General features: G+C 70.0%; 9 protein-coding genes. 7 read left to right on the forward strand and 2 right to left on the reverse strand.

Going from position 1 to position 12,468, the window contains the following annotated elements; all coding sequences use genetic code 11:
- Positions 1-4: 4 nt before the first annotated feature.
- A complete protein-coding gene (locus L3Q65_RS16545) occupies positions 5-3,142 on the forward strand; it encodes a TIM-barrel domain-containing protein (protein WP_237600185.1) in 3,138 nt (1,045 codons plus the stop codon).
- Positions 3,143-3,214: 72 nt separating this feature from the next.
- Here L3Q65_RS16545 and L3Q65_RS16550 read toward each other — a convergent pair whose 3' ends face one another.
- Positions 3,215-4,969 (reverse strand): RICIN domain-containing protein, encoded by a 1,755-nt coding sequence (locus L3Q65_RS16550; protein WP_182888770.1) that lies wholly within the window; start codon positions 4,967-4,969, stop codon positions 3,215-3,217.
- Between the two features lie 84 nt (positions 4,970-5,053).
- Positions 5,054-5,179, reverse strand: a complete 126-nt coding sequence (locus L3Q65_RS47325; RefSeq protein WP_255751359.1) for a hypothetical protein — start codon at positions 5,177-5,179, stop codon at positions 5,054-5,056.
- A gap of 42 nt (positions 5,180-5,221) precedes the next feature.
- On the opposite strand from L3Q65_RS47325, the gene L3Q65_RS16555 reads away from it, so the two are divergent.
- The 6 genes from L3Q65_RS16555 (at position 5,222) to L3Q65_RS16580 (ending at position 12,322) form a co-directional block, all read left to right on the forward strand.
- Entirely contained in the window at positions 5,222-6,616 is a 1,395-nt protein-coding gene (locus L3Q65_RS16555; RefSeq protein ID WP_182888769.1) for an ABC transporter substrate-binding protein, read from the forward strand.
- On the forward strand, positions 6,616-7,572 hold the full coding sequence (locus L3Q65_RS16560; RefSeq protein WP_237600186.1) for a carbohydrate ABC transporter permease: 957 nt from the start codon (positions 6,616-6,618) through the stop codon (positions 7,570-7,572). The genes L3Q65_RS16555 and L3Q65_RS16560 overlap by 1 nt, the downstream gene beginning before the upstream one ends.
- A 10-nt stretch (positions 7,573-7,582) precedes the next feature.
- On the forward strand, positions 7,583-8,512 hold the full coding sequence (locus L3Q65_RS16565; RefSeq protein ID WP_182888768.1) for a carbohydrate ABC transporter permease: 930 nt from the start codon (positions 7,583-7,585) through the stop codon (positions 8,510-8,512).
- A gap of 7 nt (positions 8,513-8,519) precedes the next feature.
- Positions 8,520-9,587, forward strand: a complete 1,068-nt coding sequence (locus L3Q65_RS16570; protein ID WP_237600187.1) for an ABC transporter ATP-binding protein — start codon at positions 8,520-8,522, stop codon at positions 9,585-9,587.
- Positions 9,584-11,464, forward strand: a complete 1,881-nt coding sequence (locus L3Q65_RS16575) for a DUF5107 domain-containing protein (RefSeq protein WP_182888766.1) — start codon at positions 9,584-9,586, stop codon at positions 11,462-11,464. Before L3Q65_RS16570 ends, L3Q65_RS16575 begins: the two co-directional genes overlap by 4 nt.
- An 81-nt stretch (positions 11,465-11,545) precedes the next feature.
- On the forward strand, positions 11,546-12,322 hold the full coding sequence (locus tag L3Q65_RS16580; RefSeq protein ID WP_182888765.1) for a DeoR/GlpR family DNA-binding transcription regulator: 777 nt from the start codon (positions 11,546-11,548) through the stop codon (positions 12,320-12,322).
- Positions 12,323-12,468 lie beyond the last annotated feature (146 nt).

Here is a 12,468-nt window from a genome sequence, read left to right on the forward strand (position 1 = left end):
TTCAATGAGCAGATTAATGCAATCCCTGCGATGTCTGGCCTCAGTGCTGGTTCTGCTGGCCGTCGCGGCCCCCGCCACCGCCCACGCCGCCAGCGCCCCCGCGGGACAGCTCGGCGACCTGACCGGCGTCTCCGCCGACGGCCCGGTGACCACCCTGACGGCGGGCACAGCGGCCGTCCGGGTCAGCTTTCCTTCGGCGGCCGCGGTCCGGGTCTGGCTCGCGCCGGACGGAACCTTCACCGATCCGGCGGGCAGCAAGATCGTGCTGCCGAGCGGCAAGGCCCCGGTGGTGCCGAAGAGCACCGACCGGGGCGCCTACTGGGCCATCGGCACCGGCAAGGCCACTCTCCGCGCCTACAAGCACCCGTTGAAGTTCGCCCTCTACGACGGCGCGGACCGCAAGCAGCTCTGGGCCGAGTCCGCGCCGCTGTCCTGGACCGGGGACACCACCACGCAGACGCTCGCACGCGGCGCCGCCGAACAGTACGTCGGCGGCGGGGAGCAGAACGGCCGGTTCAGCCACCGCGACCAGACCGTCAAGATCTTCGCCGACGACAACTGGAACGACGGCGGCGCGCCCAACTCCCAGCCGTTCTACGCCTCGACTGCTGGGTACGGCGTGCTGCGCAATACCTTCTCCCCCGGCAGCTACTCGTTCACCGATCCGGTCCGCACGACCCACGACGAGCGCCGCTTCGACGCCACTTACGTCGTCGGCGACGGGCTCAAGGACGTCATCTCCGGCTACACCGACCTGGTCGGCAAACCCTTCCTCCCGCCCATTTACGGCCTGGAGACCGGCGATTCCGACTGCTACCTGCACAACGCGAACCGAGGCGAACGGCACACCCTCGACGCGGTGAAGGTGGCCGAGGGCTACCCCGAACACGGCATGCCCAACGGCTGGATGCTGGTCAACGACGGCTACGGCTGCGGCTACGAGAACTTGCAGCAGACCGGCGAAGGCTTGCGGGACAACCACATGCAGCTCGGCCTGTGGACCGAGAACGGCGTGCCCAACCAGGCCGAGGAGGTCAAGGCCGGCGTCCGCGTGCGCAAACTGGACGTGGCCTGGGTCGGCCCCGGCTACCAGTTCGCCCTCGACGCCTGCGACACCGCGCACAAGGGCATCGAGGACAACAGCGACGCGCGCGGGTTCGTCTGGCAGCCGGTGAGCTGGGCGGGCGCGCAACGATGCGGCGTGCTCTGGAGCGGGGACCAGTCCGGGTCCTACGACTACATCAAGTGGCAGATCCCGACTTACGCCGGTTCGACGCTGTCCGGCATCGCCTACAACACCGGCGACATCGACGGCATCTTCGGCGGCTCCCCGCAGACCTACGTCCGCGACCTGCAGTGGAAGTCCTTCCTTCCGGTCGCGATGACCATGGACGGCTGGGCGAAGTCGGACAAGCAGCCCTGGCGCCAGGGCGAGCCCTACACCTCGATCAACCGCAAGTACCTGCTGCTCAAGGAACGGCTGCTGCCCTACACCTACAGCTACTCGGTGCAGGCGCATCAGACCGGCGTCGGGCAGGTCCGGCCGCTGGCCCTGGAGTACCCCGACGACCCGAACGCGTGGACCGGCAAGGCGAAGTACGAATTCCTGTCCGGAACCGACTTCCTGGTCGCCCCGGTCTACGACAGTTCGTCCGTGCGCGACGGCATCTACCTGCCCAGGGGCACTTGGACGGACTACTGGAGCGGCAAGACCTACACCGGTCCGACCACTGTGGACGGTTACGACGCGCCGCTGGACAAGCTGCCGCTGTTCGTCCGCGGCGGTGCTGTGGTGCCGATGTGGGCGGAGGGCACGACGTCCTGGCAGACGCGTGACAAGAGCCGGCTGGACGTCGACGTGTACCCGCGGGGCAAGAGCAGCTTCACCCTCGCCGAGGACGACGGCGTCACGCGCGGCTACCAGCGCGGCGAGCAGGCCCGGCAGACGTTCACGGTGGACGCGCCGGGATCCGGTCCGGGCACGGTGACCGTCGAGATCGGCGCGAGCGCCGGGTCCTATGCCGGGAAACCGGCGACGCGGAACTACCAGCTGTCCGTCCACACGGGAACGAAACCGGCGGCGGTGCTGGGCGGTCACGGCGTGCTGCGGCAGTACGCCGGCAAGGCGGAGCTGGACCAAGCCCCGTCCGGCTGGTGGTACGACCCGTCCGCACGAGGTGTCGTGCGGGTGAAGACCGGTTCGATCGATTCCGGTGCCGCGCAGGACATCCGGCTGCTCGGGGCGAGCGCGGTCGGCGGGTTCTTCCCCGCCGACGACAACGCCTCGGTGCGGCTCTCCGCCCCCGCGACAGCCACTCCCGGCCAGACCGTCTCGGCTGCCGTCAGCTTCACCAACAGCACGCCGCTACCGGTGCGCGACCTGGCATTGTCGGTGCAGGCCAACGGTTTCCACGCGGAGGTTCCGTCAGCTCCGGCGCTCGTCCGGCCCGGCCAGACCGTGCAGGTCCCGGTGCGGCTCACGCCGGACGCGGGGCTGTGTCCAGCGGACTACGAGCTGACCGCCACCGCGAAGTACCAGGCCCGGCTGAGCACCCACGAAGCGGCCGGGTCGACGATGGTCACCGTGCCCTACGCGACGGTGGCCGCGGCATACGGGAACGTCGGAGTCACTGATGCGGCACACGTCGCGAACGGTGATCTCGACGGCAGCGGCAGCAGCTTCCGTGCCGAAGGCCTGGCCGAAGCGGGCTTGAAACCGGGAGCGCCGTTCACCGCGAACGGCGCCCAGGCGACCTGGCCCGACGCGGGTGCCGGGAAGCCGGACAACGTCGTCGCCGGCGGGCAAACCGTCGCCGTGCAGGGCAGCGGTTCGAAGCTGGTCCTGACCGGCACCGGGACCGGCTCGGCCGCGAACGGCACGGTCGTCGTCCGGTACGCCGACGGCAGCACGAGCCAGGCCGGCCTCGGCTTCCCGAACTGGTGCTGCTCCGACCCGGCGAAATACGGCGCGACCACGGTCGCCTCGGTGCCGGGCAAGAACACGAAATCCGGTCCGGCCTACCCGACGGTGGCCTACCGGGTGTTCGCGAACTCCGTCCCGCTGACGCCGGGCAAGCGAGTCGTCGCGATCACCCTGCCGTCGAATTCGGCACTGCACGTCTTCACCGCCGCGATCGCCTGACCGACGTGAGGGGAACCCGCAGGGAATCTGATTTCCTCCGGGTTCCCCTCACGGACGTCAAGCCGGGGTGCGTCAGCGGCGCGGCGTGAGCTGCAGGAGCTGTTCCCCCGCGGTGCGGCCGTCGCCGACCCGGGTGCCGCTGTGGTCGGTCCAGGCGCGCACCGGCGTGGTCTCGCTCTGCCGCCCCGGCACCGCAGACAGCGCCAGCACCAGTCCGCTGTAGCGGTTGACCAGCCGCGTCCCGCCGTCCGCCGGGACCAGGAACCATTGCTGGGCGGCCCCGGAACCGGCGCTCAGGATCGGCGCGGTCCCCCAGGCCCTGCCGGAGGGCGCCGTCGGAACGCCCAGCGCCAAGCCGCTCGCGGCGTTGGCGATGCGGTAGGAGCCGTCTCCGGCCGGGGTGAACCGCCAGTCCGCCCGGCCCCCTGCCAGCCATGCGGGCACGGAGGTGGTGCCGGTGCGGCCGGAGGCGGCGAGCACGCGGCCGGAGCCGATCCGGTAGACGCGGCCCGGGTCGACCGGGGACGCGGCCGGCGCGGCGGAGGTGACGGTCACGTCCGCGTAGACGCCGTCGCGGCCGTCCGTGCAGGAGATCGAGCAATAGGAGCGGAAGGTCTTGCCCACGATCGTCCCGGTGGTCCGGGTCGCCGAGTCGACGAACCAGCGGTACCACGACTGGTCGCGGTACGAGCCGGTGTCGCCGATCAGCCGCCACTTCGGGTTCGCCAGGTCCTCGGTCGCGTAGAACCGCTGCGGGCCCGCCGAATCGACCGCCTCCGGCTCGCCGATGTACAGCCCGAGGTGCGCGTCGTAGGCGATGTTCATGACGAACAGATCGGATTTGCGCGGCAGCGTTCCGGCTGCCACCTGCTGGGCGGCGGTGCCGGTGCGCGCCGGGTCGTAGTCCTTCTCCGGCGGGGTGTAGCCGAGGGGGTCGACGTCCGTGGGCACGAGGTTGCTTTCCTTGCCGCCGACGCCCGGCTCCGCCCAGCGGCCGTCATACCACTTCTGCCACGTTCCGGTGCCCATCTTCCCGGACATCGGCGCGCGGGCGACGTGGGCGAGGCCGCTGAACCCGCCGCCGCCTTGCCCGGCCTTCGTCACGATGCGGGAGCCGTAATAGACATAGAAGTAGCCGGACTTCGGATCGGCGAACAGCCGCGGATCGCCGTCGCCGTAGTCGAAGGTCTGGTTCGGGAACGCCGCCGTGTCGCCGCGTTTCGTCGAGTAGGGCGACGTGATCGCGTGCCCGCCGATCCGCCAGGTGTGGCCGCGGTCGGTCGACACCGCCCAGTCGATCGCGTCGTAGTGGGAGAAGGAGTAGGCGCCGAACGGTTCGGGGGTGAACTCGTTGTGCACCAAGCCGTACCAGTCACCGGTATCCGGATCGACCCAGGTTCCGACGAGATCGCAGAAGTTCTTCTGGGTGTAGCTCGACCCGGTCGGCGGATCGGTCGCCTCGCGGCCGGTCGGGCTGGTGTTGCAGCGCCAGGTCGTGTCGTTGTTGCGATCCCTCGGCTCAGCCGGGTTCACCGCGTCGCTCAACCCCGCGTCGCGGTGCGCCGAGCCGAAGTCCGTGCCGGTGTAGAAGTCCCAGACGCGCGGGCCTTCCTTGCCGTAGAGAGCGGCGGACTGCTGGAAATGGAAGGTCCCGTCCCGGTCGAGGAACGGAGCGGCCGGAGTGTCCGTCGGGAACGGGTATTCGGCCACGGCCCCGACCGACACGGAGTAGCCGGGGTCGGCGTGCGCGGCCAGGGGCACGGTGCAGGTCCCGGCGCTGAGGGCCAGGACCGCGCCGGCGGTCAAGGAAGTGCGGAAGCGTGACATGGCTCGGTTCCTCGCAGGCGATCGGCATCAACAACCGACAAGAACGAACAAGTTCACACAGTCTTGGTGATCGATTTTGCACTGTCAACCCGCCATTCGATCCGCTTCGAGCAGGCCAAGACGGCACTGCCCGCAGATCACGATGCCACCGCGAACCAGAGAGAAAATGTTGACAAGTGATTGGTAAGCGCCAAAAATGCGCAGCAACACGCACTCAGTGTGTGGTCTTCGACCTCGATCAGGTGGTGGCTGATGCGGTTTCACAAGCTCGTGGGCTCGACCTTAGCGGCGACGCTGCTGCTCGCCGGGTGCGGCAGCGGCGACGCCGCGGGCGGCGGCGCCGGGGAGAACGCGCTCCCCGGCGCGGCCGAATTCCTTTCCTCGCCCTGTCCGGAACCGGCGGCGAAACCGGCGGGCGGCGGGCAGCTCGTGTACTGGTCCATGTGGACCGCCGACGAGCCGCAGGGCAAGGTGCTGCAAAAGGCGCTGAAGTGCTTCGGGGACAAGACCGGCGTGAAGGTCGACGTGCAGTGGCTGGGCCGCAAGGCCTACACCCAGAACCTGGTCCCCGCGCTCAACACCGACACCGTGCCCGACCTGTTCGACCAGGACGTGAGCAAGGTCGGCGCGGCGATCATGACGCCCGGCGGCACGCAGAGCCTCGACGACGTGTTCGGCATGAAGATCGGCGAAGGCGACAAGACGGTCAAGGACGTCCTCTCCCCCACCTCGTACGACTTCCCGCAGAACAAGGACCGCGAGGGGCACAGCTTCCTCGTGCCGTACGAGATCCAGTCCAGCGCCTGGTGGTACAACAAGGCCGCGGGCGGCGCGCTCGGCCAGCCGAAGACCGTGGACGAGCTGATCGGCTACTTCGACAAGGCGAAGGCGGACGGCAAGGCGGCGGTCAGCCAGGACGGCGACATCCCGTTCTACAACATGTACTACTTCACCCAGCTGGCCGAACGCTACGTCGGCGCGGGAGGGCTGGCGAAAGCGGCGCAGGACCCGACCGGGCGCGCGTGGACCGACGTCCCCGGGTTCCGCGAGGCGGCCGCGCAGACCGCGCGGATTTCGAAGTACTTCATCGACGGCTGGGACGCGGCCAAGTTCCCGCAGATTCAGCAGCGCTGGGCGGACGGCGACGCCCGCTTCCTCTACGTCGGCACCTGGGCGCCCAGCGAAACCCGCGAATACCTGGACAAGCAGGGCGCGGGCACGAAGATCGACTACGGCTCCTTCCAGTTCCCGATGCCGCCCGGCGCCACGCACGACACCGTGGAGCAGATGTCGATCGGCTTCGCCGTGCCCAAGAAGGCGAAGAACGCCGAAGCGGCCAAAGCGTTCATCGCTTACTTCCTCAACAAGGGCAACCTCGCCGGCATCCCGGCGGTGGCCGACAACCTGGTGCCCCGCCCCGATCTCGCGGTGCCGGACGACCTCAAGCCGGTCAAGACCGTGATGGACGACCAGAAGAAGGAGCACGTGCTGCAGTACGACGGCATCGACGCGATCGCCGGCGGCAAATGGCAGACCGACGTGTTCGACCCCGCTGACACCGCGCTGCTCAAAGGACAGCTGACTCCGGAGGCGTTCGTGGCGCAGCTCGCGCAGAAGTCCGCCGCCTTCTGGAAGAACCAGCACTGATGGCGGCGCTCCCCGCGGCCACCGAGGCGGCCCGGGCCGGGCGGCGGCCCGCGCTCGGGCCGCACCTGAGCCGCAAACGCAAGCTGTTCTGGCCCTTCGCCGCCCCGGCGCTGGCGCTCTACCTGGCGTTCCTGGTGCTGCCGACGATCGCGACCGTGGTGCTCAGCTTCACCAGCTGGTCCGGCGCCGGCGACACGCCGCGGCCGCAGGGGTTCGGGAACTACGTGCGGATGTGGCAGAGCGACGCGTTCCGCTACGCCTTCGGCAACACGCTGATCTACGTGTTCCTCGGCGGCGTAGGCACCTTCCTGCTCGCGTTCCTGTTCACCATGGTGCTGCGCGACATGCGCGGCGGGAAGATCGTGCGGGCGATCCTGTTCTTCCCGAACATCGTCGCCCCGGTCGCGCTCGGCATGTTCCTCGGCTTCGTGTTCAAGTACCAGCCGGGCAAACAAGGACTCGCCAACTACGTGCTGGAGCATCTCGGCGCGGACGCGGCGAAGTTCCTCGCGCCGGAGAACGTGACCGGAGTGGTCACCGCGTCGCTGATCTGGGCCAGTTCCGGCTTCTACATCACCATCCTGATGGCCGCGGTGGACCAGATCCCGCCGCATCTCTACGAGGACGCGGACCTGGGCGGAGCCTCGCCCTGGCAGAAGTTCCGCTCGATCACTCTCCCGCTGACCTGGGACGTGGTGGGCGTGGCCGGGGTGCTGTGGACGATCAACGCGCTCAAGATCTTCGAACTCGTCTTCGTGCTCGCCGGGCCCGGCACCTACGCCCCGCCGAACCGGGCGTGGACGCTCGGCATTTACGTGTTCGACCGGACCTTCGGCTCGAACGGCACGCCGGACTTCGGCGCGGCCTGCGCCTGCGCGGTCGCGATGATCGCCCTCGTCTCGATCCTCGTCGTGCTCCTGCGCCGGCTGATGCGCCGTGACGCCATCCAGTTCTGAAGGAGATCCTGTGACCGTCACGGAAGCGCCGCCGCGCGGCAGTGCGGCGGGCAAGCCCCGGCGCACCCCGCCGCGCCGGCCCCGCCCGGCACCCGGCAGCCGCAGGCTCAGCCCGCTGCGGCTGCTCGGCTCGGTGATCGTGTGGCTGTTCACCGCGGGCAACCTGCTGGTGCTGTACTGGCTGATCACCGCGTCGTTCAAGACCCCGGTGGAGATTTTCACCAAGCCGTTCGCCTTGCCCTATCAGTGGTTTCACGTCGGCAAGCCGTTCCGGAACTTCGTCTACGCCTGGAACAACGCCGGATTCGGCGACGCCGTGCTGTCCACAGTGGTCCTGGTCGGGCTGGCGACGGTCGTCACGGTGGCGATCTCCGCGCCCTGTGCTTACGCGCTCACCCGGCTCGGGGTGCGCGGTTCGGGCGTGCTGACCAACGGCGTCGCGATCGGCATGGGGGTGCCGTTCCAGACCGTGATCATCCCGCTGTTCGTCGCGTTCAGCGAGATCCACCTGGACAACCAGTACGGGCTGTTCGTGCTCTACGTGGCGCTGTCGATCCCGTTCACGGTGTTCCTGCTGACCGGGTTCTTCCGCTCGTTGCCCGAGGAGATCGAAGAGGCCGCGGTGCTCGACGGCGCTTCTCCGGTGCGGGTGTTCGTGTCGGTCGTCCTGCCGCTGGCCCGCGGCGGGGTGATCACCGCGCTGACGCTCAACGCGATCGGGCTGTGGAACGAAACGCTGCTGGCGATCGTGTTCCTCAAGGACCAGGCCCATTTCACGCTGTCGCGCGCGTTGTTCACCTTCTACGGCGCGGCCAGCTACCAGTCCGAGTACGGCGGGCTGATCGCCGGGGTGGCGATCGTCGTGCTCCCGATGCTGCTGCTCTACGTCGTGCTCGCCCGCCGGATCATCACCGGCCTGACCCTCGGCGCCGGAAAGTAGGACTTCGATGGCCACCGTGAGTTTCACCGACACCACCCGCTACTACGCCGGGGTCGAGCGCCCCGCGGTGGACGGGCTCGACCTGGAGGTCGCCGACGGCGAATTCCTGGTGCTGGTCGGGCCGTCCGGCTGCGGCAAATCGACCACGCTGCGGATGCTCGCCGGGCTGGAGGGCGTGGACGGCGGCTCGATCCACATCGGCGAGCGCGACGTCACCGAACTGCCGCCGAAGGAACGGGACATCGCGATGGTGTTCCAGAACTACGCGCTCTATCCGCACATGACCGTCGCGGAGAACATCGGCTTCCACCTCAAGCTCGCGCGCATGCCGAAGGACGAACGGGAACGCCGGGTCCGCGAAGCCGCGGCCACCCTGGACCTGACCGAATACCTCGACCGGCGCCCGGCGAAGCTGTCCGGCGGGCAGCGGCAGCGGGTCGCGATGGGCCGCGCGATCGTGCGGGAGCCGAGCGTGTTCCTGATGGACGAGCCGCTGTCCAATCTGGACGCGAAACTGCGGGTGCAGACCCGCACGCAGATCGCGTCGCTGCAACGGCGGCTCGGCACCACCACGCTGTACGTCACGCACGACCAGATCGAAGCGATGACGATGGGCGACCGGGTCGCCGTGCTGCGCGACGGCGTGCTGCAGCAATGCGATTCCCCGGTCGGGCTGTTCGAGCGCCCGCGCAACGTGTTCGTCGCGGGCTTCATCGGCTCCCCCGCGATGAACCTCATCGAGACCACAGCGGACAGTTCCGGCGCGGCGGCGGGCGACGGCACGCTCCCGCTCACTCCGGCGCAGCGGTCCGCGCTGACCGGGCCGGGGATCGTCGTCGGCGTGCGGCCGGAAGGCTGGGACATCGGCGGCGCCGGATACCGCGCGGTCGTCGAAGTGGTCGAGGAACTCGGCAGCGACCAGTACCTCTACTGCCGGACCGGGGACCGGGTGCTGACTGTCCGGACCCCTGGCATGGCGCCGTGGAAGCGCGGCGAGGAGATCACGCTGGCCCCGCGGACCGGCGCGGCGCACTTGTTCGACGCCGCCACCGGCGAACGGCTGCCGGACGCATGAGCACCGTCACCCGCACCGAACTCGTGCTCCCGGCGGCCGGGCTGGGGCCGGAGAACCCGTTGCCGCCGCTGCTGCGGACCGAACCGGCGGCTTCGGTGTCCAACGTGGACGAACTGCCCGCGGACCTGGCGGCGAACCTCTCCTACGGCAGGCTGGACACGGTGCTGCCGTGCCGGATGCAGGACGGGTACGGCCGCGATCGGGCCGAACAGCGGCTGCCCGCGCTGGTGCTGGAGAACGAGCGGCTGCGCGCCACCGTCCTTCCCGGGCTCGGCGGCCGGCTGTATTCGTTGCTGGACAAGGAAACCGGCCGGGACCTGGTGTACCGCAACCCGGTGTTCCAGCCGGCGAACCTGGCGCTGCGCGACGCGTGGTTCGCCGGCGGCGTCGAGTGGAACCTCGGCAGCACCGGGCACACCACGCTGACCTGCGCGCCGATGTTCGCCGCCGAAGCACCCGGCCCCGGCGGCGAACCGGTGCTGCGGCTGTGGGAGTGGGAACGCACCCGCGATCTGCCGTATCAGCTGGATTTCTGGCTCCCCGACGGATCGCGGCAGCTGTTCGTGGGCGTGCGGATCCGCAATCCGCACGCCCACGACGTGCCGGTGTACTGGTGGTCCAACACCGCGGTGGCGCAGACCCCCGGGACCCGCGTGCTCGCCCCCGCGGGCAAGGCCTGGCACTACGGTTATTCCGGGCGGCTGGAACTCGTCGACGTCACCGGCGACCTGACCTATCCCGCCCGGGCGACGGCGGCGGCCGACTACTTCTTCGAGGTCGACGGACCGCCCTGGATCGCCGCGGTGGACGCGCACGGGCACGGGCTCGGCCAGGCGTCCACGGCGCGGCTGCGCGGGCGGAAACTGTTCGTGTGGGGCGAATCCGCGGGCGGACGCCGGTGGCAGGAATGGCTCGCGCCCGGGGCGGGCGGTTACCTCGAAATACAGGCCGGGCTGGCCCGGACACAGCTCGAACACCGGCGGCTGCCCGCGGGCGCCTCGTGGGACTGGCTCGAAAGCTACGGCCCGGTCGCGGCCGACCCGGAAATCGCGCACGGACCGGACTGGCCCGCCGCGCTCGCCTCGGTCGCCGCGGGACTGCCCGCCGCGGAAGAACTGGACCGGCGGTGGCGCGAATGGCGCGCGTCCGCCGACGCCGCGCCCGGTGAACTTCTGGCGGCGGGATCCGGCTGGGGCGCACTGGAAACCCGCCGGATGCTGGTGGACCTGCCCGGCACGCCGTTTCCCGAGAGCAGTCTCGGCGCGGCCCAGCAGCCGTGGCTGGACTTGCTCGACGGCGTGGCACCCCGGGCCGAACCCGCCGCCGAACCACCGGAAACGCTCGTCAACCGGCATTGGGCCGACCTGCTGGAGGCTGTGCCCGACAAGGGCTGGCTCACCTGGTACCACCGGGGAATCGCACGCTGGGCGGCAGGCGACCGCGAGGGCGCGGCGGCCGCCTGGCACCGGTCGGTCGAGGCGGAGCCGAACGGCTGGGCATGGCGCAACCTCGCCGTCGCCCAGGACGATCCGGTGCGCGCCGCGCAGTACTACCGGCAGGCAACGGACCTGCTGCCGAAACTCGCACCGCTCGCCGTGGAAGCCGTTACCGCGCAGCTCGCCGCCGGAGATCCCGGCGCCGCACGGGAATTGCTCGAACCGTGGCCGGCCGAGGGCCGGTTCGCGTTGCTGCGGGCGCGGATCTCGCTCGCGCTCGGCGATCTCGACGGAGCGCGCGAGGTGTACGAGCGCGGGTTCACCGTGCCCGGGATCCGCGAGGGCGAGACGTCGCTGAGCGACGTGTGGCACGCCATCTCCCCTGGCCCGCTGCCCGCCGAGTACGACTTCCGGATGAAAACCGGCGGCGGGGCCGGATGAGCGCGATCGGCCGCCGGGGTGAACAATGGCGCGGCGGCGGGCAAGCAGGCACGGGGACCGGCTCGAAGGGAGCACAAGCCGATGGCTCGGCATGAACGGTTGAGCACACTGTTGGACCTCTTGGCGAAGCGGGAGAAACTCGACGTCGAAGAGGTGGCCGCGGAGCTGAACGTCTCCGCCGCCACGATCCGCCGCGACCTGGACCACCTCGCCGAACAGCAGCTGCTCACCCGCACCCACGGCGGAGCCGTCGCGAACGACCTGGCCTACGATCTGCCGCTGCGGTACAAAACCGCCCGCCACGCCCCGGAAAAGCAGCGGATCAGCGCCGCGGCCGCGGCACTGGTGTCCAACGGGATGGTGATCGGCCTCAACGGCGGCACCACGACCGCGGGCGTGGCCCGGGCGCTGGCCATGCGCGCGGACCTGGCCGACGCCCCCGGCCTCACCATCGTGACCAACGCGCTCAACATCGCCCACGAGCTGGCCGTGCGGCCGAACATGAAGATCGTCGTCACCGGAGGGGTCGCCCGCCCGCAGTCCTTCGAACTGAGCGGGCCGCTGGCCACCCTGGTGCTCAGCCAGCTCAGCCTGGACCTGTTGTTCCTCGGAGTGGACGCGTTGCACCCCGCGGCAGGCGCGTTCGCCTGCCACGAGGGCGAGGCGGACATCAACCGGCTCATGGTGAACAACGCCGCCCGCGTGGTGGCCGTGGCGGACAGCTCGAAACTCGGCCGCCGCGCCTTCGCCCGCATCTGCGACATCACCGACGTCCACGAAGTCGTGACCGACAGCGACGCCGACCCCGACGTCACCGCCGCCCTCAAAGCCGCCGGAATCCCGGTGCAGATCGCCTGAGGCCCCTCCGCCGCCCCCTGCCTCGCTCCCCCAGCAGTCCGTGCGGGGAACCCTGAGGGAATCTGATTCCCCCAGGGTTCCCGCACGGACCTCGGCACCGCGCACCGAGCCCGCCCGGCCGGGACGCCCTGGCTTCGCGAAGCATG

Origin of the sequence: Amycolatopsis sp. FU40 (genome assembly GCF_021903635.1) — a bacterium.
In the GTDB taxonomy this organism is placed as follows: Bacteria; Actinomycetota; Actinomycetes; order Mycobacteriales; family Pseudonocardiaceae; genus Amycolatopsis; species Amycolatopsis dendrobii.

What these genes read in the sequence shown, in the direction of transcription:
- L3Q65_RS16545 (WP_237600185.1), top strand. Translation starts at nt 5, where the DNA reads ATGAGCAGATTAATGCAATCCCTGCGATGTCTGGCCTCAGTGCTGGTT.
- L3Q65_RS16550 (WP_182888770.1), bottom strand. Translation starts at nt 4,969, where the DNA reads ATGTCACGCTTCCGCACTTCCTTGACCGCCGGCGCGGTCCTGGCCCTC.
- L3Q65_RS16555 (WP_182888769.1), top strand. Translation starts at nt 5,222, where the DNA reads ATGCGGTTTCACAAGCTCGTGGGCTCGACCTTAGCGGCGACGCTGCTG.
- L3Q65_RS16560 (WP_237600186.1), top strand. Translation starts at nt 6,616, where the DNA reads ATGGCGGCGCTCCCCGCGGCCACCGAGGCGGCCCGGGCCGGGCGGCGG.
- L3Q65_RS16570 (WP_237600187.1), top strand. Translation starts at nt 8,520, where the DNA reads ATGGCCACCGTGAGTTTCACCGACACCACCCGCTACTACGCCGGGGTC.
- L3Q65_RS16575 (WP_182888766.1), top strand. Translation starts at nt 9,584, where the DNA reads ATGAGCACCGTCACCCGCACCGAACTCGTGCTCCCGGCGGCCGGGCTG.
- L3Q65_RS16580 (WP_182888765.1), top strand. Translation starts at nt 11,546, where the DNA reads ATGGCTCGGCATGAACGGTTGAGCACACTGTTGGACCTCTTGGCGAAG.